Source organism: Kribbella albertanoniae (assembly GCF_004348455.1).
Classification (GTDB): Bacteria; Actinomycetota; Actinomycetes; order Propionibacteriales; family Kribbellaceae; genus Kribbella; species Kribbella albertanoniae.
The window spans coordinates 1-23,706 of record NZ_SMKA01000006.1 but is presented as its reverse complement, the minus strand read 5'-3'; the positions used below and the strand labels follow the sequence as shown (position 1 = coordinate 23,706).

Annotated in this window: 29 protein-coding genes and 1 pseudogene; 13 read left to right on the top strand and 17 right to left on the bottom strand. The window is 67.7% G+C overall.

The genetic code is table 11. The features are described from left to right. Positions 1 to 671: 671 nt before the first annotated feature. From E1261_RS03125 to E1261_RS03110, 4 genes are all read right to left on the bottom strand, one after another. Complete coding sequence (locus tag E1261_RS03125) at positions 672 to 1,622, bottom strand: potassium channel family protein (RefSeq protein ID WP_132401632.1); 951 nt, start codon at positions 1,620 to 1,622, stop codon at positions 672 to 674. Next, a complete protein-coding gene (locus E1261_RS03120) occupies positions 1,594 to 2,706 on the bottom strand; it encodes a GNAT family N-acetyltransferase (protein ID WP_132401475.1) in 1,113 nt (370 codons plus the stop codon). Before E1261_RS03120 ends, E1261_RS03125 begins: the two co-directional genes overlap by 29 nt. A gap of 146 nt (positions 2,707 to 2,852) precedes the next feature. Continuing rightward, positions 2,853 to 3,257 carry a hypothetical protein gene (locus E1261_RS03115; protein ID WP_238175979.1) on the bottom strand — a complete coding sequence of 135 codons (405 nt, stop codon included), beginning with the start codon at positions 3,255 to 3,257 and terminating at the stop codon, positions 2,853 to 2,855. A 181-nt stretch (positions 3,258 to 3,438) separates the two neighbouring features. Then, a complete protein-coding gene (locus E1261_RS03110; RefSeq protein WP_165952338.1) occupies positions 3,439 to 3,933 on the bottom strand; it encodes a MarR family winged helix-turn-helix transcriptional regulator in 495 nt (164 codons plus the stop codon). Between the two features lie 82 nt (positions 3,934 to 4,015). On the opposite strand from E1261_RS03110, the gene E1261_RS03105 reads away from it, so the two are divergent. The 3 genes from E1261_RS03105 to E1261_RS03095 all read left to right on the top strand — a co-directional run bounded on the left by E1261_RS03105 (position 4,016) and on the right by E1261_RS03095 (position 6,691). Beyond that, positions 4,016 to 4,456 (top strand): pyridoxamine 5'-phosphate oxidase family protein, encoded by a 441-nt coding sequence (locus E1261_RS03105; RefSeq protein ID WP_165952337.1) that lies wholly within the window; start codon positions 4,016 to 4,018, stop codon positions 4,454 to 4,456. A gap of 212 nt (positions 4,457 to 4,668) precedes the next feature. Continuing rightward, positions 4,669 to 5,274 carry a hypothetical protein gene (locus E1261_RS03100; protein WP_132401466.1) on the top strand — a complete coding sequence of 202 codons (606 nt, stop codon included), beginning with the start codon at positions 4,669 to 4,671 and terminating at the stop codon, positions 5,272 to 5,274. A gap of 670 nt (positions 5,275 to 5,944) precedes the next feature. Next, positions 5,945 to 6,691 carry a hypothetical protein gene (locus E1261_RS03095; protein WP_132401463.1) on the top strand — a complete coding sequence of 249 codons (747 nt, stop codon included), beginning with the start codon at positions 5,945 to 5,947 and terminating at the stop codon, positions 6,689 to 6,691. Positions 6,692 to 6,700: 9 nt separating this feature from the next. On the opposite strand, the gene E1261_RS45080 is transcribed toward E1261_RS03095, so the two are convergent. Next, on the bottom strand, positions 6,701 to 6,868 hold the full coding sequence (locus E1261_RS45080) for a hypothetical protein (RefSeq protein WP_165952336.1): 168 nt from the start codon (positions 6,866 to 6,868) through the stop codon (positions 6,701 to 6,703). 205 nt (positions 6,869 to 7,073) lie between these two features. Between E1261_RS45080 and E1261_RS03090 the strand changes: the two genes are divergently transcribed. Continuing rightward, positions 7,074 to 8,855 (top strand): glycerophosphodiester phosphodiesterase family protein, encoded by a 1,782-nt coding sequence (locus E1261_RS03090; protein WP_132401460.1) that lies wholly within the window; start codon positions 7,074 to 7,076, stop codon positions 8,853 to 8,855. Here E1261_RS03090 and E1261_RS03085 read toward each other — a convergent pair whose 3' ends face one another. Then, positions 8,856 to 9,908 (bottom strand): carboxylate-amine ligase, encoded by a 1,053-nt coding sequence (locus E1261_RS03085; RefSeq protein WP_132401457.1) that lies wholly within the window; start codon positions 9,906 to 9,908, stop codon positions 8,856 to 8,858. Positions 9,909 to 10,118: 210 nt separating this feature from the next. Here E1261_RS03085 and E1261_RS03080 point away from each other — a divergent pair, with 210 nt between their 5' ends. Further along, positions 10,119 to 10,856, top strand: a complete 738-nt coding sequence (locus tag E1261_RS03080) for a HipA family kinase (RefSeq protein ID WP_132401454.1) — start codon at positions 10,119 to 10,121, stop codon at positions 10,854 to 10,856. Next, complete coding sequence (locus tag E1261_RS03075) at positions 10,853 to 11,236, top strand: DUF3037 domain-containing protein (RefSeq protein WP_132401451.1); 384 nt, start codon at positions 10,853 to 10,855, stop codon at positions 11,234 to 11,236. Before E1261_RS03080 ends, E1261_RS03075 begins: the two co-directional genes overlap by 4 nt. Here E1261_RS03075 and pgm read toward each other — a convergent pair. Then, a complete protein-coding gene (gene pgm, locus E1261_RS03070) occupies positions 11,233 to 12,858 on the bottom strand; it encodes a phosphoglucomutase (alpha-D-glucose-1,6-bisphosphate-dependent) (RefSeq protein WP_132401448.1) in 1,626 nt (541 codons plus the stop codon). The genes E1261_RS03075 and pgm overlap by 4 nt on opposite strands. Positions 12,859 to 12,939: 81 nt before the next feature. On the opposite strand from pgm, the gene E1261_RS03065 reads away from it, so the two are divergent. Continuing rightward, entirely contained in the window at positions 12,940 to 13,608 is a 669-nt protein-coding gene (locus tag E1261_RS03065; RefSeq protein ID WP_165952335.1) for a maleylpyruvate isomerase N-terminal domain-containing protein, read from the top strand. Here E1261_RS03065 and E1261_RS03060 read toward each other — a convergent pair. Genes E1261_RS03060 through E1261_RS03045 form a run of 4 tightly spaced genes read right to left on the bottom strand, consistent with a single transcriptional unit; the run spans position 13,605 to position 16,413 of the window. Beyond that, positions 13,605 to 13,964 (bottom strand): MmcQ/YjbR family DNA-binding protein, encoded by a 360-nt coding sequence (locus E1261_RS03060; RefSeq protein WP_132401442.1) that lies wholly within the window; start codon positions 13,962 to 13,964, stop codon positions 13,605 to 13,607. The two genes, E1261_RS03065 and E1261_RS03060, sit on opposite strands and share 4 nt — an antisense overlap. A gap of 4 nt (positions 13,965 to 13,968) precedes the next feature. After that, on the bottom strand, positions 13,969 to 14,625 hold the full coding sequence (locus E1261_RS03055) for a response regulator (protein ID WP_132401439.1): 657 nt from the start codon (positions 14,623 to 14,625) through the stop codon (positions 13,969 to 13,971). Continuing rightward, positions 14,600 to 15,844 carry a sensor histidine kinase gene (locus E1261_RS03050; protein ID WP_238175987.1) on the bottom strand — a complete coding sequence of 415 codons (1,245 nt, stop codon included), beginning with the start codon at positions 15,842 to 15,844 and terminating at the stop codon, positions 14,600 to 14,602. The genes E1261_RS03055 and E1261_RS03050 overlap by 26 nt, the downstream gene beginning before the upstream one ends. 14 nt (positions 15,845 to 15,858) lie before the next feature. Then, the gene (locus E1261_RS03045; protein WP_132401433.1) at positions 15,859 to 16,413 is read right to left on the bottom strand and encodes a hypothetical protein; all 555 of its coding nucleotides are present in this window, start codon (positions 16,411 to 16,413) and stop codon (positions 15,859 to 15,861) included. A 186-nt stretch (positions 16,414 to 16,599) separates the two neighbouring features. Here E1261_RS03045 and E1261_RS03040 point away from each other — a divergent pair, with 186 nt between their 5' ends. Then, entirely contained in the window at positions 16,600 to 17,154 is a 555-nt protein-coding gene (locus tag E1261_RS03040) for a hypothetical protein (RefSeq protein ID WP_132401430.1), read from the top strand. A 100-nt stretch (positions 17,155 to 17,254) separates the two neighbouring features. On the opposite strand, the gene E1261_RS03035 is transcribed toward E1261_RS03040, so the two are convergent. Continuing rightward, positions 17,255 to 17,749 (bottom strand): hypothetical protein, encoded by a 495-nt coding sequence (locus E1261_RS03035; RefSeq protein WP_132401427.1) that lies wholly within the window; start codon positions 17,747 to 17,749, stop codon positions 17,255 to 17,257. Between the two features lie 202 nt (positions 17,750 to 17,951). On the opposite strand from E1261_RS03035, the gene E1261_RS03030 reads away from it, so the two are divergent. From E1261_RS03030 to E1261_RS03015, 4 genes are all read left to right on the top strand, one after another. Beyond that, positions 17,952 to 18,344 (top strand): SRPBCC family protein, encoded by a 393-nt coding sequence (locus tag E1261_RS03030; RefSeq protein ID WP_132401424.1) that lies wholly within the window; start codon positions 17,952 to 17,954, stop codon positions 18,342 to 18,344. 87 nt (positions 18,345 to 18,431) lie between these two features. Continuing rightward, positions 18,432 to 18,920 (top strand): FBP domain-containing protein, encoded by a 489-nt coding sequence (locus tag E1261_RS03025; RefSeq protein ID WP_132401421.1) that lies wholly within the window; start codon positions 18,432 to 18,434, stop codon positions 18,918 to 18,920. Between the two features lie 24 nt (positions 18,921 to 18,944). Continuing rightward, positions 18,945 to 19,193 (top strand): hypothetical protein, encoded by a 249-nt coding sequence (locus tag E1261_RS03020; RefSeq protein ID WP_132401418.1) that lies wholly within the window; start codon positions 18,945 to 18,947, stop codon positions 19,191 to 19,193. A 38-nt stretch (positions 19,194 to 19,231) separates the two neighbouring features. Further along, on the top strand, positions 19,232 to 19,900 hold the full coding sequence (locus E1261_RS03015) for a DUF6000 family protein (protein ID WP_132401415.1): 669 nt from the start codon (positions 19,232 to 19,234) through the stop codon (positions 19,898 to 19,900). Here E1261_RS03015 and E1261_RS03010 read toward each other — a convergent pair. The 3 genes from E1261_RS03010 to E1261_RS03000 all read right to left on the bottom strand — a co-directional run bounded on the left by E1261_RS03010 (position 19,860) and on the right by E1261_RS03000 (position 22,263). Next, positions 19,860 to 20,393 (bottom strand): orotate phosphoribosyltransferase, encoded by a 534-nt coding sequence (locus tag E1261_RS03010; protein WP_132401412.1) that lies wholly within the window; start codon positions 20,391 to 20,393, stop codon positions 19,860 to 19,862. The two genes, E1261_RS03015 and E1261_RS03010, sit on opposite strands and share 41 nt — an antisense overlap. Positions 20,394 to 20,402: 9 nt before the next feature. Then, positions 20,403 to 21,641: an exonuclease domain-containing protein gene (locus tag E1261_RS03005; RefSeq protein WP_132401409.1), complete on the bottom strand. Its 1,239-nt coding sequence runs from the start codon at positions 21,639 to 21,641 to the stop codon at positions 20,403 to 20,405. Between the two features lie 88 nt (positions 21,642 to 21,729). Continuing rightward, entirely contained in the window at positions 21,730 to 22,263 is a 534-nt protein-coding gene (locus E1261_RS03000; RefSeq protein WP_238175978.1) for a hypothetical protein, read from the bottom strand. 120 nt (positions 22,264 to 22,383) lie between these two features. On the opposite strand from E1261_RS03000, the gene E1261_RS45075 reads away from it, so the two are divergent. Continuing rightward, a complete protein-coding gene (locus E1261_RS45075) occupies positions 22,384 to 22,539 on the top strand; it encodes a hypothetical protein (RefSeq protein ID WP_165952334.1) in 156 nt (51 codons plus the stop codon). A gap of 147 nt (positions 22,540 to 22,686) precedes the next feature. On the opposite strand, the gene E1261_RS02995 is transcribed toward E1261_RS45075, so the two are convergent. Both E1261_RS02995 and E1261_RS02990 read right to left on the bottom strand, forming a co-directional pair. After that, a complete protein-coding gene (locus E1261_RS02995; RefSeq protein ID WP_132401403.1) occupies positions 22,687 to 23,178 on the bottom strand; it encodes a metallophosphoesterase family protein in 492 nt (163 codons plus the stop codon). Between the two features lie 11 nt (positions 23,179 to 23,189). Further along, positions 23,190 to 23,706, bottom strand: a pseudogene (locus E1261_RS02990) (oxidoreductase); the annotation flags it as partial.

Below are 23,706 nucleotides of genomic sequence, written 5' to 3'. Positions count from 1 at the left end.
CTCCCAGCTAACGTCCGAAGCAACGGAGGGCCCGCCTCCGGACGTTCGGACGTTAGCCACCGCTCCCAGCTAACGTCCGAAGGAACGGAGGGCCCGCCTCCGGTCGTTCGGACGTTAGCGAACCGGCAGCGAACGGGACGCCGAATCTCCTTCCCCAAACCGGTTCGGGGAGGATCCACGACGGATTCGGGGGGTGGATCCTCCCCGCATCGCTTCCCGGACGATGCCAGCCCTCCCCAAACCGGTTTGTTGGAGGAAAGCGCGGCGAACATCCACCCCAACCTTCAGAGGGCGCACCACGCAGCTGGCCGGACCGGATGGCGAGGCCGGCAACCGCGGTCACCTTAGGCACCCACCAACCGTCTGGCACCCGCCGGGACGGTCGAACCGTGGTCAACGTCGCACGGCCGGCTCACCTTGAGCACCCCCTCAACCACCTTCAAGGGCGCGCACCTGGTTGACCCGTGCTCAACGTCGTACTGGACCGTGTGGAAAGCCCTGAGGTGGATGATGCGGCCGGTGACCGAGGCGAACGTTGCCTGCGGCTGACGGGCTCCGTATCCGGCCCAACCGCGTACACCTAATGGGGCCTCGGACAACTGATCAGATGTCCGCGGTCCCCAGTTGATGACCGCAGTACGCCCAGCCGGGGCGGGCGGCCTACGGCTGGGTTAGTCGTCGTTTTCGTCGGCGCCGGGGCGTTCGGCCCAGGGGGTTTCTTTGGCGGGGCGGACGACGATGAGTTTGTCGCCGGCGGCCAGGACGGAGACGTTGGCGTCGTAGTAGCGGTGGACCTTGCCGTCCCGGACCACCGAAACGACACGGTCCGGCAGGGCGGACGGGGGCTTGCCGACCTCGCGGCCGAGGACCGGGCGTTCGGCGACCTCGAGGCCCTCGCCGTACGTGAGCAGGTCCTCCATCACCTCGCCGAGGTTCGGGCTGACCGCGGACAGGCCGAGCAGGCGGCCGACGGCTTCGGACGAGGTGACGACCGCGTCGGCGCCGCTCTGCCGCAGCAGCGGGACGTTGTCCTCCTCGCGGACCGCGACCACGATGTGCGCGGTCGGGTTCAGCTGCCGTACGGCGAGGGTGACCAGGACCGCGGAGTCGTCGCGGTCCGTGGTCACGATCACCTCGCGGGCCGTCATCACCTCGGCCCGGCGCAGCACCGTGCGGTTCGTGGCGTCGCCGTGGAAGGCGGCCATCTGGTCGTTGCCCGCGTCACCGATCGCCTGCGCGCGCGGGTCGATCACGACGATGCTGTCGCGCTTGACCCCGTTGCTGAGCAGGGTTTGCACCGCCGACCGTCCCTTGGTGCCGTAACCCACGACAACGACGTGGTCCTTCATCCGCTTCCTCCATCGGGTGTCGCGCATGATGCGGCGACCTTCGTTGGCCAGGACTTCCAGTGTCGTGCCGACCAGTACCACCAGGAAGGAGATCCGCAATGGCGTGACGATGAAGGCGTTCACCAGCCGGGCCGTCGGCGTCACCGGAGTGATGTCGCCGTACCCGGTGGTGGTGAGGGTGACGGTGGCGTAGTAGATGCTGTCGATCAGATCGACTGAGCCGTCGTAACTGTCCTTGTAGCCGTCACGGTCGATCACCACGATCAGCACCATCAAGGTCAACAGCCCCAGCGCGATCAGCAACCGGCTGAAGAGCTGAAAGAGCGGCGAGCGTGTGCTCGCGGGCAGGTTGACCAGTAGGCCGTGCGGATTGCGACCGGGCAGGGATGGCACGGGACCGACCATATTGCACCGACGGCCGATCCACCGCATGCGACAGGCTTTCGGGCGACAGCGCGACGGTGACCATCAGGTTGTCGCCGTCGTGGACGACCCTGGTCCGCATCCGCAGACCCTCGATCGTGCGCAGCATCGCCGCGTTCTCCGGCTGGACCACGCAGACAGCTCGGTCGGCGCCCAGATCGCGCGCCGCGCCGATCACCTGACGCAAGAGCTGAGCACCCAGCCCACGCCCCTGCCAGCCGTCCTCGACCAGTACGGCGACCTCCATCGTCGTACCGCCAAGCTCTTCCCACGGAGCGGCCGTCGCCATCCCGACCACGGACTCGCCGATGCCCGCGACGATCGAAACGCCACCGGCCGGGGCCGACAAGTGCCGCGCAGTACGGGTGGTCAGCTTCGGCATCGGCACGTGATAGCGCCGGGTGCGGCTCTCGTGCGAGCACCGCTCGTGCATCGCGACCACAGCGTCAGCATCCGCGACAGATGCACGACGCAACTCCGGTACGCCGCTCCCCGGCCGCGGGCCGTCGATCACCGGCTCCTGCAACCGCTCGGCCAGCCGGGCCGCGATCTCGACCAGCACGTCAGCCCGGGCCCACTCGGCCGGCGTGTACTCGCCGAACCCTTGCAATGCCTCCAGCACGTCGTCCACCGACAACGGGTCCTCGACGAGCCGCAGAACGGCCCGCAGATACCGGGTCGGGGCATCACTCAGTACGTCGGCCTGACACGGCCGGACCGTGGTGCGGACACAGCCGGCCTCGGCGACCAGCGCGGTCAGGTCCTCGGCGGACCAGCCCACTCCGGTGGACACGACCAGCTCGTCGACAGCACCGGATTCGGCGGTGAAGACTTCCAGGCTCAGGATATTGATGTCATCCGCACCACACCGTGCAGCGAGTTCGGCCAGAGCACCGGGCCGGTCGGCGAGTTCGGTTCTGATCTTCCAGAGCATGCGGACGCCCTCCCCTAGTGGAGCTTCGTCCTTCTACTCTGCGGTCGACCTGTTGCCTCGCCGGGTCGCGAATGTTACGCCCGCGTCAACCTTGGCCCCGGCTACTTGCGGCCCACCTCTTTGCGGCCCACCTACTTGCGGCCCACCTATTTGCGGCGCAGCATCTTCGGCAGCCGGGGGCCGATCCGAGGCCTGCGCGCGGCCCGGGCCGCCGCGAGCTGCTCGGCCGACTCCCGCTTGTCCAGGTCGGCATGCCGCAACAGCTCCGGATACGTCGCCTGCGGCACCGACGGGTAGGTCGTCACGATCGCATCCCCGGAGAAGACGAAGAAGATCGACTGTCCGTCCTTGATCACCTTGAGCAGCGACCCGTCGCGCACGGTCAGCGCATGCTCGAGCGCCTTCTTGCGTGCGGTCCGCCGGGCGACCGCCGCCTGAACCGCCTGCTGGGCCGGTTCGCGGCCGTGCTTGACCGCTTCGGCGACGAGCGGTCCGTAGCGCACGCCGTACTTGATCAAGTTCTTGGCCAATTGGCCTCGCCCAGCCACCATGACTCGAGCCTACTAGGGCGGGTCTCTTAAGTCCGCGCCGTAGCGAGCATGTGCTCGGTGCGGTGCATCGGTGCGCTGGAGGGGAGGCCTCGATGTGGTTCATCGTGGCCTTTCCTCCAGTGCGGCGAGGTGCCGTGCCGAGTGCAGCGCAGTAGGCGTGGGCTTAAGAGACCCGCCCTCATCAGGTGGTGGCTTCCACGTGGGTCAGCACGCGTCTGAGCAGGTCGTTGAGTGTCTCGCGGTCCTTGGCGGGCAGGGCGCCCGCGATCATCTGGTGGTGGATCTCGACCATCTGGTCGGCGAACCGGTGGTGCAGCACCTTCCCCTTCCCGGTCAGCTCGACCTGGATCTGCGCGCGATTCTCCGGCTGGACGGTCCGGGTCAGGTAGCCGCCGGACTCCAAGCGGCCGAGGCGGGCGGTCATGCTGCCCGCGGTGATGTGGAAGATCCGCGCCAGCTGGCTCGGCGTGCTCTCGACAGGCTCCAGGTGGGCCAGCCGAAGGATCACCTCGCAGTCGGCCAGCGTCAGGCCGGACTCCGCGGCGACCGCGCGCTGCCACTCCCGGTGCCGGCGGGCGAGCTCCACGATCCGGTAGAGGGCAGCCTCGATCACCCGATCGGCCTCGTCGTGCCCGGCCAGATGGTGGTCGAGCTCGATCTCCACGGAATCCGCCACGATTCCCTCCTTGACAGTCATAGACTTTGAGAGTCAAACTCTTGGTCAAGCAAAGTGTATGCCACCCGTGAGGAGTAGTCGAATGCCTGGACCGATGAGCAGCGCCGGCCGCGAGGCCTTCCTGGCCGCGTCCCATGTCGCGATCCTGTCGATCGCCCAGCCGGACGGGCGGCCGCCGCTGGCGTCGCCGGTCTTCTACCACTACGAGCCCGGCGGTGAGCTGACGTTCTTCACCAACACCCTCGGCCGCAAGACCCGCAAGGCCGAGCTGCTCACCTCCGCCGAGGCGCTGACCGTGACCGTGCAGACCGAGGAGATGCCCTACAAGTACGTCACCATCGAGGGCGCCGTCGTGAAGTCGGGCCCGGCCACCCCGGAGGAGATGGAGAAGATCGCCCAGCGCTACATGCCGGCCGAGTATGCGCAGGGTTTCGTGCAGAACGAGTTCGCGCATCCCGAGTCCGCACCCGTCCTCTACAGAGTGCAGCCGAAGCGGTGGTTCAGCAGTGATCTGTCGGACTAGGTCATGTCTGGTGATTCCGCGCCGTAGCGAGCATGTGCTCGGTGCGGTAGCTCGGCGTGCTGGAGGGGAGGCCTCGATGTGGTTCATCGTGGCCTTTCCTCCAGTGCGGCGAGGTGCCGTGCCGAGTGCAGCGCAGTAGGCGTGGGATCGCCAGACATGGCCTCTGCCTGCTTGAGATGCGAGGGCTTCGCGCGTCAGGCACCATGGAGGCCGTGAGCTCCACGAATCCGCGCCGCCCGATCATGCCGGGCAACAAGCTGTTCGAGTCGTTGCCGGGTGCTGCCGACCCGGCGGCCGTGACTGAAGTCGCGCACCGGACCGCCGAGCTGCTGGTCCGCGGGGTGCGGTCGTCGGAGGACGCCGAGGTGCATGCGCGGGTCGTGAAGCTGGCCGACGACTACGGTCTCGACGAGCTCGCGGAGCTGTGGTCCGACGCGCCGGCGGATTCGTTGCCCGGTGCACTGTGGCGGCTGTATCTGTTGCGTTCCTGGGTGCACTCGAATGCGGATCAGGTGTCCCGCGAGTTCAGCACCGGCCGCAAGTATGCAGAGGTGCACGCGGTCGTCGCCGGAGTTGCGGAGCCGCCAGGACCGGCCGAGGTGCGGGACATGGTTGACGCCGTACTGCGGGGTGTGGCGACCGGTGACTTCGCCACCACGCTGGATCGGGCGGCCGCGTTCGCGCGGATCATCGCGACCGGCCGTGCACATCTGGCCGACGACGGTCACGACGAAGTGCTGTCAGCCTCGAAACTGGTCGAGATGGCCGACCAGTTGCAGACCGCGGCCCGCTCCGAACGCGCCGGGCAACTCTGGTAGTTGCGTGCAGCCGGACAAGATGTTATATGGTCCGGCACCCCGAGATCTCAACAGGACAAGGGATTTGGGCACCGGTTACACTGTTGGAGGTGTCGGACCGGTGCAAGCCCCGGGTCCCAAATAAAGCCGCTACGAGCGGCCACGCGCCGTGAGGCGCTTCCCGGTCCGGCACCCCAAACTTTCCCGCTCCCGCTTCCACAACGTCCGAAGAACCCGCACACCTGGTCTCCGGATCGTCGGACGTTACGGCGACTGAGAATTCCGGTAGCTGTGGCTGAGGTGCGTGATGCCCGAGGTCTTGCGTTAGTCGGTAATTTTTCGGGCCTATCCGCCGTTTTTCTACCGCGTAACGCGCCAACCATCCCCGGGGACCCGAGATCGCGGGCCGGGAGTCACCTTGAGACTCCACCAACCATCTGCCCCCCACCGAAACGGTCGAACCGTGCTCAAGGTCGCCCGGCCGGGTCACCTTGAGCACCGATCAACCACCTTCCGGGCGCTCACATGGTTGAACCGTGCTCAAGGTCGCCCGGCGAGCGGACCTTGAGCACCGCTCGACCACCGGCAGGCCGCGTACATGGCTGAGCCGTGCACAACGTCGTACCGGCTCGTGTGGGAGCCCTTACTCACCGGCCGGCGAGTGAGCCGCCGCGGTGCTAGCTTCCGGCGGGTGAGGCTCATCGCAGGCGTGGTCGTCGCCGGTCTGATCGTGACCGGCTGCTCGACAGCCGACTCCAAGGACATCCGCACGAGCGGAATCAAGGCCGACTTCCGGGTCACGGTCAAGGACAACGAGACCCGCGTCGACGTCCTCGCGACGCTGCGCGCCGGCACGCTGACCTACGTCGAACTCGGCAACGACGAGGCGATCAACGTCGCGGGAACCAACTCGATGACCGAGCAGGACCCGACGTTCATCCGGACGAAGTTGCGTCGCAACAAGTCCCTCGGCGTGACGAACTACTCCGGCCGCCTCGAAGACGAACTGCTAGCCGTCACCCACGTCAGCTTCGACCTGCACCGCGACAGCGACAACGAGTCTGCGCAGTCGAACGTCAACTTGCCCGAGCGGCTCCAGCTGATCGCACCCGCCGTGGGGACGAGGGCGTCGCGGCAGTCGCCGATCACCGTCCGGATCTCGGGGCCGAGCTATCTGCCGACGACGGTCAACTGGACCGGCTCGTGTATCCAGGAGGGCGAGCTCCGCCTGCCGCCCAGGAGCGTCGTCGGGCACATCCCGGCCGGCCGGATCAAGCAGAGCCCTGTGTCGCCGTCGGCCGGTCAGACCGCCACCACGTCGTGCACGGTCACGATCAAGGTCTTCCGCCGGGAGAACGGCACCCTCTCCCCGGCCTTCAAGGACGGGTCGGTCGTCGCCGAGGCCCAGTCGTCCCGGGACATCACCTCGATTCCGTGACCGGCGCAGTTAAAGAATTTCGAAGGGAATGCCGCCGACCACGGCGCTCACCTGGAGATCAAGCGAATCGTTCGTTTGCAAGTCAGACGCCTGGCCGGATGCGGCCCCTGCGATCGCGGCGAAGCCAACAGCGGCGGCTCCAGTCGCAAGCACGGCGATGAGTAGACGACGAACCATCAGAGCTCTCCTTCATCAGTGAACCGGACCCTGATGATCCCAGAATGCGTTTGATCCGTGACTGATTGTGAGGGCGTGTCATGGCCCGAGGAGGACATCACGTCGATTCCGTGAATGCTTGACGGTTACCTGTAAGCCTTTTGTCGGTTACCTTCCCAGGAGACTCTCGGGGCGTCCGCCCACCATCCCCCGGAAGGAATCCCTCATGCACCGCCTTCCCCGTGTGCTGCTCCCGCTTGCCCTGGTCGGCGGGCTGCTGCTGCCGGCTGCGCCGGCGAGCGCCCAGCGCGGCAGCTTCGACATCCAGGGTCATCGCGGCGGCCTCGGCCTGACCGTCGAGAGCACGATCGCGTCGTTCGCCCACGGTCTCGAGGTCGGTGTCAGCACCCTCGAGCTCGATGTCCAGATCACCCAGGACGGGTACGCCGTGATCACCCACGACCGCAAGGTCGGCGGGAACAAGTGCCGCGACACCGCGCCGTACACGCCGAACGACCCGGAGTTCCCGTATGTCGGCAAGTACGTCAACACGCTCGACCTGAACCAGGTCAAGCAGCTCGACTGCGGTTCGCTGACGCAGCCGGAACACCCGGCCCAGCAGCCTGATCCCGGTGCTCGGATGCCCGAGCTGCGCGACGTTTTCGCGCTCGTGCACCGCTATCACGCCAACGACGTGAAGCTGAACATCGAGACCAAGGTCGAGGCCGGTGCGCCGAACGAGACCGCGCCGCGCGAGCAGTTCGTCCAGGTCGTCGCGCAGGAAGTTCGCAAAGCGCGGATCGCTCGCCAGGTGACGATCCAGAGCTTCGACTGGGGCGCACTGATGCGGATGCGCCAGGTCGCGCCCGAGCTGCCGCTGGTCGCGCTGACGAACTACGACTTCCTGCAGACCGGCCAGCCGGGCAAGTCGCCGTGGCTCGGCGGGATCGACATCGACGACTTCGGTGGTGACCTGGTCAAGGCGACCAAGTCGTTCGGTGCGTCGGCGATCTCGCCGGTGCACGGATTCCCGCAGAACGGCAAGATCACCGATCCGACCTACCGGCCGTACGTGACCGCGGACATGGTGAAGTCGGCGCACCAGGCCGGGATGAAGGTGGTCCCGTGGACGATCGACGACCCGGCGACCATGCAGTCGCTGATCGACAAGGGCGTCGACGGGATCATCACGGACTACCCCGATCGGCTGCGTTCCGTCGTACGGGACAATGGCTTCCGGCTTCCGCGCACGTACGACGCTCCCGCCGTCCGCGCTTTGCCCGCGGCGCATGCGCACAACGACTACGAGCACCGGCGGCCGTTGCAGGATGCGTTGGACCGTGGGTTCAACAGTGTCGAGGCGGATGTCTGGCTGGTCGATGGTGAGCTGCGGGTCGCGCATGACCTGGAGGACGTCAAGCCGGGTCGCACGCTGGAGAGCCTGTACCTGAAGCCGCTGGCCGATCGGGTTCGGGCGAACCACGGTCAGGTCTATCGCCACGGTCGCGACTTCCAGCTGCTGATCGACATCAAGAGCGACGGACCGTCGACGTACGCAGCCATTGATGCGGCGCTGCGCAAGTACCGCGGGATCAGCACGATCTTTGCCAACGGCCACGTGTTCAAGGGCGCGGTGACCTCGGTGATCAGCGGCAACCGTCCGCTCGACGTCCTGAAGGCACAGAAGATCCGGTACGCCGGGTACGACGGCCGCCTGAGCGACCTCAGCTCGGGGATGCCAGCCTCACTGATGCCGTTGGTCAGCGACAACTGGACGAAGAACTTCACCTGGGTCGGTGTCGGCCCGATGCCGGCCGCCGAGCGGGCCAAGCTGCGGGAGATCGTTCAGACCGCCCACCACGCCGGCTACCGCGTCCGGTTCTGGGCCACTCCGGACACCCGCGGTGCGGCCCGCGAAGCGCTCTGGGCCGAACTGACCGCCGCCGGTGTCGACCACCTCAACACCGACGACCTGCACGGGCTCGAAGACTTCCTTCGGACAAGCTAGCTAGGTGACTTCCGTGAGGGCGATGACATCACCGCCCTCACGGAACATCCGCTGCTGCCGCAACGCGCCGTTCCCGTCGGAAAGCGCTCGCGCGATCCCGTCGGCAACCAGGTCCTGGTCGCCAAGCTCCTGCAGCGCGGGACCGACGTACTGAACTAGCTTCGCCAGCACGTCCGCAACCGGCAGCAGCTCGCCAGTCGTCACCTCAAGCCCACCAGCCGTCAGCCCGTCCCGAGCGGCCAGCCAGTACGCCGCGCGCAGGATCTGCGTCTCCAGCGTGGGCCCGGGACCACCGTCCTCCAGCGCCGTCATTACCAACGCGCGGACGAGCGTGGCCAACAGGACGCTCTCAGCGACGGTCAACGGGATGTCGCTCACCCGGATCTCGATCGTCGGCAGATGCGTCGACGGGCGGGCGTCCCAATAGATCATCTGCTCGTCCATGATCGTGCCGGCGGCCAGGTGCATCGCCACCAACGCTTCGTAGTGCTCGGCAGACTCCAGGTACGGCGGCGGTCCGGCGCTCGGCCAGCGCGACCACATCACCCAGCGCCAGCTCGCGAACCCGGTGTCCTGCCCGAGGTAGATCGACGAGTTCGCGGTCAGCCCCAGCAGCGCGGGCAGCCACGGCCGCAGGTGGTTGGACACCCGGATGGCAGCCTCTTTGTCCGGCACGTCCACGTGCACGTGACAGCCACATACGCTCTGCTCACGGGCGAGCAGACCGTACCGCTCGGCCATCTCCCGGTACCGCGGTTTCTTGGTGACCAACTGGGCCGCCATCCCCTGCTGCGGCGTACCGGTCGCCAGCAGCCGGGCACCCTCGCTGTGCGCCGCACCGGCGAGCTCGGAGCGCATGCTGGTCAGATGCCCGTGCAGTTCGGCCGCAGAGTTGCAGACCGGGCTGTTGATCTCGATCTGGGCCCGGGTCAGTTCGAGCGTGACATCGAGGCCGGGCAGGTCATCGACGACGGCTTGGCTCCGTGGTAGCGGGTCGCCGGTGACGGAGACCAGCAGAAGTTCTTCTTCGACGCCGATGGCGGGATGCTTCACCCCTTGCAGGTACCCCCTGGGGAAACGGGTTAGGGCATGGTCGGTGACCCGGCGCCGTAGCGAGCATGTGCTCGGTACGGTAGCTCGGCGTGCTGGGGCGAAGTCCTCGATGCGGTGTTCATCGTGGGCTTTGCACCAGTGCGTCGAGGTGCCGTGCCGAGTGCAGCGCAGTAGGTGCCGGGTTGCCGACCATGCCCTAAGCTCGGCGCCGTGAGTCTGCCGATCGTCACTGCCACCCGGTACGTGCTGCCGTTGCGTGAGGGAGGGTCACTGCCCGGAGTTGTCGAGGGCAACGACCTCGGCACGTACGTGATCAAGTTCCACGGCGCCGGGCAAGGACCGAAGGCGCTGGTCGCCGAGGTGGTGGTCGGTGAGCTGTTCCGCCGGCTCGGGCTGCGGGTGCCGGAGCTGAAGCTGATCCAGCTGGATCCGGCGATCGGCAAGTCGGAGCCGGACTTCGAGATCCAGGAACTGCTGATCCGCAGCGCCGGACTGAACCTCGCGGTCGACCTCCTGCCGGGCTCCTTCGGGTACGACGGCTCGGCCGGCAACCCCGGTGATGAGGCGATGGCCAGGATCCTCTGGCTGGACGCGTTCGTCGCGAACGTCGATCGTTCCTGGCGCAACACCAACCTGCTGGTCTGGCACAAGAACCTCTGGCTGATCGATCACGGTGCCGCGCTGTACTTCCACCATTCCTGGATGTCGGCGGAGAAGTTCGCCACCCTCGCGTACGACGCCGATGACCACGTGTTCTCGATCGCAGCACCCGGCGTACCGGCGGTGGCGGATGAGCTGGCCGCGGCGATCACGCCCGAGCTGCTCACCGAGGTGATCGGTCTGGTCCCGGACGAGTGGCTCGGTGAAGGGGATCGTGAGCGCTATCTCGGCCACCTGCTGGCGCGGCTGGAACACCGGTCCGCTTGGCAACCGGGTGGTGCATCGTGACTGATCTCGTGCCGTTCGACTATGTGATTCTGCGCGCTGCGCCGCGTATCCATCGTGGCGAGTTCGTGAACGTCGGCGCGGTGCTGTACTGCCGCGCACTCGACTTCCTCGGTGCGGCCTGGGACGTCGAGCCGACCCGGCTCCGCGCGCTCGATCCGGCCGTCGACGTGGACGTGGTGTGCGCGTCGCTGGAGCACATCCGGTCGATCTGCGCCGGTGATCCGGCGGGCGGTCCCGCGGCGGCTACCCGGATCGGTGAACGGTTCCGCTGGCTCGCGGCACCGCGCAGTACCGTCGTACACCCGAGTCCGATCCACAGCGGGCTCACCAATGCGCCCGCCGCGGATCTGGACCGGTTGCTCGAAGCCTTCGTTCGTTAGCTCTCGAGAGCCTTCGACACGACGTCGCGGGCCTCGACGAAGACCTCTTCGAGGTGCTCGGCACCCTTGAACGACTCGCCGTAGATCTTGTACAGGTCCTCGGTCCCGGACGGCCGCGCCGCGAACCACGCCGACTCGGTCGTCACCTTCAGCCCACCGATCGCAGCGGCGTTCCCCGGAGCGCTGGTCAGCCGGTCGACGATCGGTTCACCGGCCAGCTCAGTCGCGGTGACCGCGTCGGCCGACAACCCCGACAGCTTCGCCTTCTGATCGCGGGTCGCCGGAGCGTCCACTCGCGAGTACGCCGATGCTCCGAATCGCTCGACGAGTTTCGCATGAGCCTGGGAAGGCGTTTCGCCGGTGACCGCGGTGATCTCGCTGGCCAGCAATGCGAGCAGGATCCCGTCCTTGTCCGTCGTCCACACCGTGCCGTCGAACCGCAGGAAACTCGCCCCCGCCGACTCCTCACCACCGAAGCCGACCGACCCGTCGATCAGGCCCGGCACGAACCACTTGAAGCCGACCGGAACCTCCCACAGCCGCCGGCCGAGGTCAGCGACCACTCGGTCGATCAGCGAGGACGACACCAGCGTCTTGCCGACGGCAACCTCCGGACCCCACTGCCGGTTCGCGAACAGGTACGAGATCGCCACCGCGAGATAGTGGTTCGGGTTCATCAGTCCGGCGTCCGGCGTGACGATGCCGTGCCGGTCCGAGTCTGCGTCGTTCCCGGTGGCGACGTCGTACCGGTCCTTCTGAGCGACCAGGGACGCCATCGCGTACGGCGAGGAGCAGTCCATCCGGATCTTGCCGTCGTGGTCCAGCGTCATGAACGACCAGGCCGGATCGATCCGCGGGTTGACCACGGTCAGGTCGAGGCGATGCCGCTCGGCAATCGCGGCCCAGTAGTCGACGCTCGCGCCGCCCAGCGGGTCGGCGCCGATCTGGACGCCGGCCTCGCGGATGGCATCCAGGTTGAGCACCGACGGCAGGTCGTCGACGTAGTGGCCGAGGAAGTCGTAGGAACCAGCGTGCTGCCGCGCCTGCTCGAAGGGCTTGCGGCGGACCTCGCGGTTGCCGCCCGCGATCAGTTCGTTCGCGCGGTTGGCGATCCAGCCGGTCGCGTCAGAGTCAGCCGGGCCGCCATGCGGCGGGTTGTACTTGATGCCGCCGTCCCGCGGCGGGTTGTGCGACGGCGTGATGACGATGCCGTCCGCACCAGCGCCCTCGACGCGGTTGAGCCGCAGGATCGCGTGCGAGACACCCGGTGTCGGCGTCAGCCGGTCGTCGCTGTCGACCAGCGTCTGTACGTCGTTCCCCGCGAGCACCTCGAGGACCGTCCGCCACGCCGGCTCGGACAGGCCATGGCTGTCCCGACCGACCAGGAGCGGGCCGTTCGTCCCCTCACCGGCCCGGTACTCACAGATCGCCTGAGTGACGGCCAGAATGTGCGCCTCGTTGAAGGCACCGTCCAAACTCGAGCCACGGTGGCCCGACGTACCGAAAACGACCTTCTGAGCGGGATTCTCGACATCCGGCGTGATGCTGTCGTACGCCGTGAGCAGTGCGTCGACGTCGACGAGATCGCCGGGCTGGGCGGGCTGGCCTGCGCGTGGGTGCATGACCACATGCAAGCACAACATCTGCCTGGTGTGTGTCGATCTCGCCGACGCTCATCCGTCAGTCGAAGAAAGGAGGCAATGATGGACCCGACAACCAGCATCACCCTGTACGCCGGCACCCGCGACCGGATCAGCGCACTGGTCCGCGATCTCGACCCGGCCGAACTACAGCGGATCGTGCCAGCCTGCCCGGAGTGGACGGTGCACAACCTCGTCTCGCACCTCGCCGGAGTGGCGGCCGACTTCGCCACCGGCAACCTGGACGGAGCGCCGGAGCCGGAGTGGACAGCCGTCCAGGTGGACGCGCGGCGCGACCGGCCGATCGAGCACGTGCTCGACGAGTGGGCTCTGGCCAGCCACGCGGTGGAGCAGGTCGTCACGAGCGGTACGACGTCGCATCCGCTGGTCTGCAACCCGTGGGTCGACGCGGGCACCCACGAGGCGGATCTGCACGGGCTGCTCGGTACCGGCCGTCCACCGGCGGACCTCGCGCTGGCGACCGTCACCTGGGTCGAGAGCTACGAGCCCGGTCCGCTGACCGTGATCACCCCCGACGGCACCTTCCACCTCGCGGGTGAGGCGCCGACCGCCGAGGTGCGGACGTCGACGTACGAGCTGTTCCGTGCCCTGTTCGGTCGCCGGAGTGCGGCGCAGATCGAGGCGTGGTCGTGGAGCAGGCCGGAGTACGCCGCCGCGTGGAGTGTGGAGCTGCCACGACTCCCCCAGACTGCGCAGCCTCTGACGGACTAGTTCTGGTCCAGCTGAGAGATCAGCGTCTTCGGGGCGATCTGGCGGAAGGCGTTCTCGACGAGGTCGGCCAGGTGGTCCCAGTCCACGTTGTCGACGTCCAGGTAGACCCCGAGCCAGCCGCGATGACCGACGTACGGCGGGCGGTAGAAGTGCTCGGGGTCGTCCGCGACCAGGGACTCCTGCACGCCTGGTGGCGCCGCGCACCACAGACCGACGCGGTCGTCGTGATGCTGGTTGGCGAACATCACGAACACCTTCTTGTCCCGCACGAACCACGTCGGCTCGCCGTGGCTCAACCGCTCGGTCGTCTCCGGCATCGCCAGGCACAACGCTCTGAGTCGCTCGAGTACGTCCATGACCTCAGTGTCGCGGACCCGGGACCACAACGCCGGATTCATAGGCATAGACAACGGCCTGAGCGCGGTCCCGCAGGTCGAGCTTGGTCAGGATGCTGCTCACGTGCGACTTCACCGTCTGCTCCGCGACCACCAGCTCGGCCGCGATCTGCCGGTTGGACAGCCCACGCGCAACCAGCCGCAGTACGTCGGTCTCCCGCGGCGTGAGCTGGTCCGGAGCGATCGTGCTGGCGGGTTGGGCCCGCGTGAAGTCCTCCACCAGCCGACGGGTCACCGACGGTGCGAGCAGGGCATCACCGGCCGCGACGACCCGAACCGCACCGGCCAGCTCATCCGGTGTCGAGTGCTTCAGCAGGAAGCCACTCGCACCGGCCCGCAGAGCGGCGTACACGTAGTCGTCGAGGTCGAACGTGGTCAGCATGATGACGCGCGGCGCGTCCGCGACGGACAGGATCTCGCGGGCCGCGGCGAGTCCGTCCATGACGGGCATCCGCACGTCCATCAGGATCACGTCCGGGCGGAGTTCGGCGGCTGCGGTGATCGCCTGCGCGCCGTCGCCGGCCTGACCGACCACCTCGATATCGGGCTGCGCGTTCAGCAACGCACCGAACCCGGCTCGCACCATCTCCTGGTCGTCAACGATCAGCACGCGAATCGTCACCACCCACCTCCTCCCCGAGCGGAATCTCGACGTACACCAGGTAACCGCCTTCAGGGGTCGGCCCGGTCATCACGATGCCGTCGACCAGTTCCACTCGCTCGCGCATCCCCCTCAGCCCGTGCCCATCGCCCGCGGCGGACGTCGGGTGCGCGCCTGCCCCGTTCAGCACTCTTACGTGCAGTCGGGTGGCGACCCGCCGTACCTCGACCTGTACGGCGGACCGGGGCGCATGGCGGACCGCGTTGCTCAGCGCCTCCTGGACGACTCGGTAGGCGGTGAGCTGGACGGCCGGATCGATCCCCTCGAGTGGCTCGGTGACGAGCTCGACGACTGCCCCGGCCTGCCGAGCGGTGTCGACCAGGTCGATCAGCTGGTCGAGACCGGGCTGCGGCTCGAGCTCCTGCCCCTGTTCCTCGTCGGACCGGAGCAGCCGCAGTACCCGCCGCATCTCGGTCAGCGACGCCCGAGCCGCCTCCCCGATCTCGGCGAACTCCTTCCGCACATCCTCCGGTACGTCGGCCAGCCGGTGCGGCGCGCTGTCGGCCCGGACGACGACCACCGACAGGTGGTGGGCGACCACGTCGTGGAGCTCACGGGCGATCCGGGCCCGCTCCTGGAGACGGGTCCGCTCACCGCGTTCGGTCTCGCTGATGACTTCCTGCTCGGCCAGCCGGTGCCTGGCCTCGGCGCGAGACCTGAGCAGGTCGCCGACCACAGCCCCGACCCCCGAGACCACGGCCATCACGATCCCGGAGGCGAAGTTGGTGCTGGACAGGTCCCAGTTCGGCACGTAGGCGACGGCGCTCAGCAGTTGGGCAACGAGCCACCAGCGGATGAGCTGGCCTCTCGTCAGACCCCGCGCGCCGGCGATCGCCAGGATGGCCGCGTACCCGAAGACGGCCGTGGCTGCCCACGGCCACGGCTCGCTCGAACTGACGGCCTCGCCTAGTGCCGCGGTGACCGCTGTGGTCGTCAGCGCGATCACCAGCCCCAGCCGGGGCCGGGACCAGGCCAGCGCCAGGCTGATCGCCCGGGCGAGACCAAGCACCAGCGCCAGCGGCCCACCGGACGTGGCGAAACCGAACGCCGAGACAAACAGCCCGTTGCCCAGGATGTAGTGCTGATAGAGGTCGAGCGTTGAGAACAAGAAGAGGAGCAGGACGCTCAGGGGAGCTGCCCAGCGCCACTTGCCCTGCGGCCAGGCTCCGACGGTCTGCATCACGATTGACTCTTTCACAGCTGCTGGATCCAGGACCAGAAGAACAGCATGCCGCCGGCGCAGACCGCGATAGTTGCCGGAAGCACCCACCTTGCGGTGCTGACGCCGTACACCTTGCGGATCAGCGCGGCATGCAGGGCAGCGATCCCGCGCAGGACGAACGGGATCAGCACGATGATCGGGATCGACACCGCCGCGTGCACCGCCCACGCGCCTGCTCTGGTCGGGCCGCCCCAGGTGCCGGCGCCGTACGGGCCGGGTTCGACGAGGCCGTAGAACGGGCCGCGGATGACGGACATCACGAGCAGGAGCAGCAGGAACCAGCTCATCAGGCCCAGTACCGAGCTCGCCAGACCGGCACCGAAGACCGCGACGCCGCTCGCCTTGCGCTCGGAGTGCACCTGCTGCCAACGGGCGTTCGCGTCATCCGGCCGGCCGATGATCGCGTCCGCCATCGCCTGGATACCGATCGGGACGAGGCGAACGCCGTACCCGAGTTGCCTTAACCCGGCCGTGCCGACGTGCTTGGGCAGCGGCTGGATCCGGTGGTTCACAAGCGTTTGTGTCATGTCACCGAGCGTAGAAATTTCGGGCTGCCGGCACCTCCAGCCACGGAGCCAACTCGGGACCCGTACCCCCGTAGGGGGTCTGCTGTGACCTAGGTCACAGTGACCACGGTCCGTGCCATCGCGTTACACGGTCAGTGCCGAACGACGTTCTGCGTCGGCGGCGCGCGGCCAGAGTGGAGGTTCGGCATGCGCATTCGGAGTCTGGCAGTTTCCGCCGTACTTGTCCCGGTGATGGTTCTCGCCGGGTGCGGTAACGAGGGGGCGTCGTCCGACGTCGCTGCCTCGTCCCCCGGCGCCAAGAAGGCGTCGAAACAAAGTCTCACCGAGCAGGTCAGCGGGCCGGCCAGCGGCTCCGCCGACCCCGTCGTCAACGCGTACTACGACTACCGCGCCGCGCTCGACGAGATGATGCGCAGCGGCGGCGTACAGACCGCGCAACTCAAACCACTGATGACGACGAAGCTCTTCCAGTCGATCAGCGTCCAGGCGAAGTACTACCGGACCAAGAAGCTGCGCAACACCGGCGTCACCAAGGTCCTCTGGGCCAAGCGCACCCTCGCCTCCAACGGCGTCATCGTGACCGCCTGCTACGACACGACCGCCGCCAGCACGGTGGACGCCTCCGGCCGCCGGGTCCTCCCGGCCGGCACCCCTACGCGCTGGCTCGACCAGATGCGGGTCCAGCAGCAGAACGCCCGCTGGATCGTCGACGGCGGCCGTACCGCCGCGACCTCTTGCTAGCCGGTTCTTAGACCTTCGGTTCGCCGCCGTTCGGCACACCTCGCGTGCCGAAGCCAGCAGCGCGGAGACGCCCCTCTCCGCGCTGCTTCACTACCTCCAACTACTGGTGGCGGACCATCTGCCGGAGGAGGGCTTCGACGGCGCCGTACAGGTCGGCGTCGTGCTGCGGACCCGACCAGACGACGACACAGCCTTTGTCGCCGAGCATGTCCGCGACAAGCGCCCGGGCCGGCGTGGGATCACCCTGGTTGAGGACGACGACCAGCCGCCGCCCGTCACGCTGCAACCGATCCAGCAGCGGCGGCAGCGTGGAGCCGCGGAACACGCCCGGATCGCTCTTCACCTTGGTCTCGACCATCACCCCGCGCCCGCGCACCACGAGCAGGAAGTCGGCCCGATCCCGGGTGAACTCGCGGTCGTGATAGATCCGCGCCTTCGGCCAGAGACGCTGCAGAGCGGTATCCACCTCCGCGTCGTACCGGTCGGCGAGCCGGCTCACCTTCGAACTCGTCCCGCGCGGCCGGAAGCGCTCCGGCACCCGTCGCTGTACCCGGGCGCGACCGAACAACCAGCGGGTGATTTTTGTGTCGATCATCGGCGGACCCCTCGACCTCGTCGGCACTCATCGTCAGTGTCCCCAGCCGGGCCGCGGGCCGAACCCGGCCACTCCGATCGTGATCGCACCGCCACACAACGGGGTCTAACCTTGGACTAGACCACCTGCTCTGCCCGTCTGCGCACTCTGCAGCCTGGCGCGAAATCGATTGCCCGCCCCGCCCCGTGAAAGGTGTTCCGGTTTGCCCACGTGGAAACTCCACTTCAAGTCCGGCCCGAGTGACGTCTACCGCGCCCTGAGCACACCGGGCGGCCGCTCGCGGTACTGGGCCGACGCGCCCGAGTCGGACGGCACCATCAGCTTCACCTTCCCCGACGGCAGTACGACGCAGGCCCGGATCGAGGAGGCCGTCCAGGACCGCCGCTACCGCTTCACCTGGTACGACGACCGCGTCCTCACGTTCAATCTCACCCCCGACGAGGACGGCGGGACCGACCTCACGGTAATCGGCCAGGACGGTCCGCACCTCAGCGACGACGTCTCGATCCTGCTCCGGCTGAAGGCCTGGGTCGACTTCGGCGTCGATCTCCGCAACCACGACGACACCCGCAGTACGGGCTATCTCGACGGTTGATGCCATTGGCAACTATCTCGGTATTTCGGTTGCGAGCGGTGGGCCCGGCCAGGTCTGATGGATGGCCGGATCAACGGAAGGACCGAGGTGGAACCGCTCAGCATCGACGAGATCAGAGGCTCGTTCGTCAATTCGACCAGGAGCCTGGTCAAGGCGATGACCCCGCCGCCGGGGCTCACCGAGCTGCCGTGGGAGTCACTCGACTTCCTCGGCTGGCGTGACCCGAAGGCCCCGAACCGCGGCTATCTCGTTGTCCAACGGGACGGCGGCGTCACCGGGATCGCACTCAACACCCAGGCGAGCACCAAACCCCGCCGCGGCACCGGCCTCTGCGACCTCTGCAACACCGCCCACCAGATCACCGACGTCGCCCTCTTCGCCGCCCGCCGCGCCGGCAAACCCGGCCGCGAGGGCAACACGGTCGGCACCTACATCTGCGCCGATCTGGCCTGCTCCCTCTACCTCCGCGGCCTCCGCGACCTCGACGTACCGCAAGGCGAGACCATCTCCCCCGAACGCCGCATCGACCGCCTGGCCGACCGCCTGGACACCTTCGTTTCGCGAGTCCTCACCTGACCGTCCGGGCACTACGCTGATCCCATGACGGAGTTCAGGATCACCCACGAGATTCACGAGGCCCACCCGGACATCCGTGAGCGTCTCACCGCCACCACGATCGAAGCGATCAACGAGTCCAGCGCCCGCTCCGCCGAGGACGCCGCCCGCGTCCTCCTGCACAAACTCGCCGAGATCGGCGTCCACATGAGCGAAGCCGCCTGCCTGGCCGCCATCGAACGCATCCGCTCCGGCAAACAACTCCGCTTCGAAATAGAAGAAGCCGAGGACTGAACGGCGAGGACCGCCGGGAGCGATTGGCCTGGCGGTGGATGCGGCGGCGCTACTCGGTGTATGGCTTCACCTGGGCCGAGGCGATGCCCCGGTGGCAGCAACGCTGGTTCCAATGGCGACTGCGAAGGACCGGCCGCCGGATACCGGCCGAGGCCCTGGACGCGATGCTGGAAAGCGGGCTGAAAGCAGGCAGGGTGGCGACCTGGTTCATCGCCGCCGGCCGCCGATCAGACCTTCGCCCGACGATCAGGCGTGACTTCCTGGGCGAGGGCCCGAACAGGCTACGCGGGGACTACTGCCGGGCATTGGCCAGCCTAGGCACCGAGGAGGACGCTCAGATCCTCGTCGCCTACCTGGACCACGCGCTCACGCTGCCACTCGAGGAACCCGAGTGGGCGATCACCGAGTGCCAGCCTTTGGCGCTCGGCACGTTGCGGTATCTCGACGAACAACTTGGCACCGACTACTCCGAACGGTTCATCGCGACCGACGGGCCCTGGGAACGCTGGCCTGGGAACGAGGACGGCGCTTGGGCCGACGACCTGGACTGGGTGCGATCCGATGTCGCCCTCGCCACCGGCGGTGATCCAGGTATCCGTCGACAGGTACTGGCGGAGGAAGATTTCAAGACCTGGGAATTCGCCGGTCCGCGATGGTGGTGGTGGTTCAGCCGAGGTGTTCGCCGGAGGTTAAGTCGGCGGGGGTAAGCAATGCGTGCAGGGTCAGGCCGGCTTCGGTCAGCGGGTCGGGCGTGGTGGGGTTGCGGTTGATGACGCAGACGGCGTGGGTGATGGTGGCGCCTGCTGTGCGGAGGTCTTGGGTGGAGAGGACGATCTGGCCGCCGGTGGTGACCACGTCTTCCACGATCGTCACTCGGCGGCCCGCCACGTCGGCTCCTTCGGCGAGCCGGCGGGTGCCGTACTCCTTCGCGCGTTTGCGGACGAAGGCGCAGGGCAGGCCGGTGTGCCGGCTGAGGGCGGTCACCACGGGGATGCCGCCCATCTCAAGGCCAGCCAGGACCTCGGTGTCGGCAGGGACCAGCGCGACCATCGCCGCTGCGACCTCGTCGAGCAGCATCGGGTCGGCCTCGAAGCGGTACTTGTCGAAGTACTCCCCCGTCACCTGTCCCGACCGCAGCAGGAACTCGCCGGTCAAATGCGCAGTCTGATAGATCCGTCGCCCCAGCTCAGCAGTCTCCACGTGCGCACCCTAACTCGCGTGCTGCTGTCTCTCCTCCGGAGGCGGTAGCAGTCGCCGGAACGCATCCACCGATACGATCGGTACGCCGTACTCCCGGGCTGCTCGTGCCTTCACCGACAGGCTGTCCGGGTCGGCCGCGACCACGAACGTCGTGTCCGGCCGCACGGCCTCCTGCGGGGCGAACCCAGCTGCGACCGCGCGATCCCACCACACCTCGCGCGGCTCGATCATGTCGCCGGTGAACACCAGCGTGCTTCCCGGCGGAAACCCGTTCGCACCGGGACGCGAGGGCACGACGTACCGGCCCGAGCTTGCGCGGAGCAAGGCATCGTCCACATCGGACTCGAGATACCCCAGCATCACCGCGACCCGGTCGAGATCGCTGCGCCGCTCCGGCGTGAGCCCACCGGCTGCCCACATCCCCTCGGCAAGCCCGGAAACGTAGTCACAGTGGAGATCCTGGACCTCCAGCCGCGTCAGCCCGAGCTCGGTCGCGACCTGCACCAGCTGATCGGCGTCGGTCGCGGTGATCTCCCGATTCGCCAGGATGCCGTCGAGCAGCGCCAGGTAGGAGTCGGCCTGCGGCGGCTCCGGAACCCGCGGCAACTGGTCGACGAGGCGACTCATCCACCCGTGCCGGCCACCGGCATGCACCGGCCGCACAGTCGGCGTGAACTCATGCTTCGGCAACTCCGGCCAGCGCCAACCGCGAACCTCTTCGTACGCCCACTGCCAGGGCGGCGGGGACGGAAACTCTTGTAAATACCGGCCAAACAGCTCAGCCGTGGCCCGCGTATCGGCCAGCGCCGAGTGCCAGCCCTCGAGTGAGATCCCAGCCGCAGCGCAGCACGCACCGAGCGTCCGCTTCGCTCCCGGATACAGATGCCCCGCGAGCGCCATCGTGCACATCGAGCGCTCGGTGAACAGCGGCACCACGAACCCGAGCCGAGCGAACTCCGCCCGCAGGAATCCGAGATCGAACTCGACGTTGTGCCCGACCACCATCCGCCCGGCCAGCAGCTCTCCCAACCGCCGCGCCACGGCAACGAACTCCGGCGCCTCCAGCACATCGGCAGTGAGAATCCCGTGGATGTGCTGGGGTCCGAGGTCGCGCTGCGGATTCAGCAACGTGACCCACTCGTCCTCGACCTGCCCACGCGCGTCCAGCAGGACAACCGCAATCTCGATCACCCGGTGCCGATGGCTCGGCAACAGGCCGGTGGTCTCAGTGTCGATCACGGCATACATCGCGGGCCTCCTCGAGCTCGGTTCTCCCGACCCACAACAAGCCTGTCAGAGGCCACCGACAGTTTCCGTGCACTCACTCCGCGGGCACTCACTCGGCGGGGACGTCGACCGCGATCTCGGCGCCGAGTTTCGCGCCGTGCATCAGCGCGAGTTCGTCACCGCTCCAGAACCGGCCCGGGTCGTACCAGTTCGGCCGCTTCCCCGGCATCAGCAGTCCCATCTCCTCGTACGTGACCGCAACGACCTCGGCGCAGTACGCGAACTCCAGCTCGAGCTCGCGCCGGCCGCGCTTCAGCGCCGGGATCCGCCCGCGCACCCAGCGCGAAGCAAGCCGAGCCGTCGACGGGAACGGCGTACCGTCCAGGCGCGCGACAGTCCGCAGTACGGCGTCCTCCATGTCGTGCGTGACCGGGTGATCCAGCTGCCGCAGCCAGCCGCGCTGACCGTACTTGCGCGCCCACACCGTGACCGAGTCGCGCAGGTCGTGCAGCTGCACACCGCGCTGGTGCGTACCGGTCCACATGTCCGGCAGCGACTTCCCGAGCTCCGCGTGCCACATCAGCGGCGGCAGATCGTCGAGCACGATCGCCATCCCGACATGGTTGACAGGGCTGTTCGTCATCGTCTGGATCGCTCGATCGGCGGCACTCTCACCGCGGAACAGCCAAATGTCACCTGTTCGTGTCAGATCCGTAGCGTCATCCAGTGAAATCCGGCTTTCCACGTCGCTAGATTAGTCGCCATGAAGGTATGGAAGGTCGTAGGACTTGCGGGGCTCGTCGGCGTGGCCGCTACGGGCGTGGTGATCGCACGGGGCGAGCGGAAGCGTCGCGCCTACACGCCCGAAGAGGTGCGTGACCGCCTCAAGGAGCGCGTGAAGCACGCTGCGCACGCCTGATCCAGCAGCTCAGCACCCGGTACGACGATCGGCCGGGCGCGAGGACGCCGTAACTCGGTGGTACGGCGACACCCCTCCGCGCCCGGCCGAAGCCATGCCCAGATCCTACGCCGGGGCAGGGCTCACGGTCGTGATCAAGCGTTTCGGCTAAAGGTTGTGTAGGGCAACTTTCTCCAGCCGGCCGGCCGTGATGGCGGCCGTCTGGAACGTGCAGTACGGCTGCCGCCGCCGATCCGTCGGCGATCCCGGATTCAGCAGGCGCATTCCCCGCGGGGTCGTGGTGTCCCACGGGATGTGGCTGTGCCCGAAGACGAGCAGGTCTACTCCCGGGTACACCCGCTCGCAGCGCTCCTCGCGACCTTTCGACGTACCAGTCTCGTGTACGACGGCCACGGCCAGCCCGTCGAGCGTTACCCGCGCAACCTCCGGCAACCGGGCACGCAGCTCGGGACCGTCGTTGTTGCCCCAGCAGCCGATCAATCGGGCGGCTCGCGCCTCCAGCTCGTCGAGGAGCGCGACATTCACCCAGTCGCCGGCGTGAATCACCACATCGGCCTCGTCGATCGCCTGCCACACCGGATCAGGCAGCCGTTTCGCCCGCACCGGCAGATGGGTGTCCGAAATCAGCACCAGCCGCATCCTCCTACCCTCTACTGCTCCAGGGCCGCGATCAACTCCTTCTCCTTGCTGAGGCTCAGGCCGGCCCGACGCTCCCGCTCCAGCCCCAGCTCGCGCTCCCAGGCAAGCGTGTCGACCAGGAAGTCACGCCGTGGCCGATGCACGAGTCCCGCCGCCAGCGCCGCAGCCCCGCTCCGGCAGGACCAACCGGCATACTCCGGGTCGAACATCCACATCGTCAGCGACTCGGGCCCCATGTACGGCTCAACCTTCTGCTCTTCGAGCCACTCCGATTTCGCCGGCACGACTGGTCCGGTGTGACCGCCGATCTCCCGCGCGAGCTCGATCCACTCACTGAACGGCACGACCGGACCGACGGCATCGAACGTGCCGGTCCTGCCCTCGGTTGCGAGGTCCAGCAACCAGGCGACGAGATCACGCACATCGACCACCGCCGTCGGCAGCTCGGGCGTGTCCGGAACCAGCATCGGCTCCGACGGTTCCAGAGCGGCTCGCGCCACCCAGGCCCCGGCCCGATCACTCCGATCC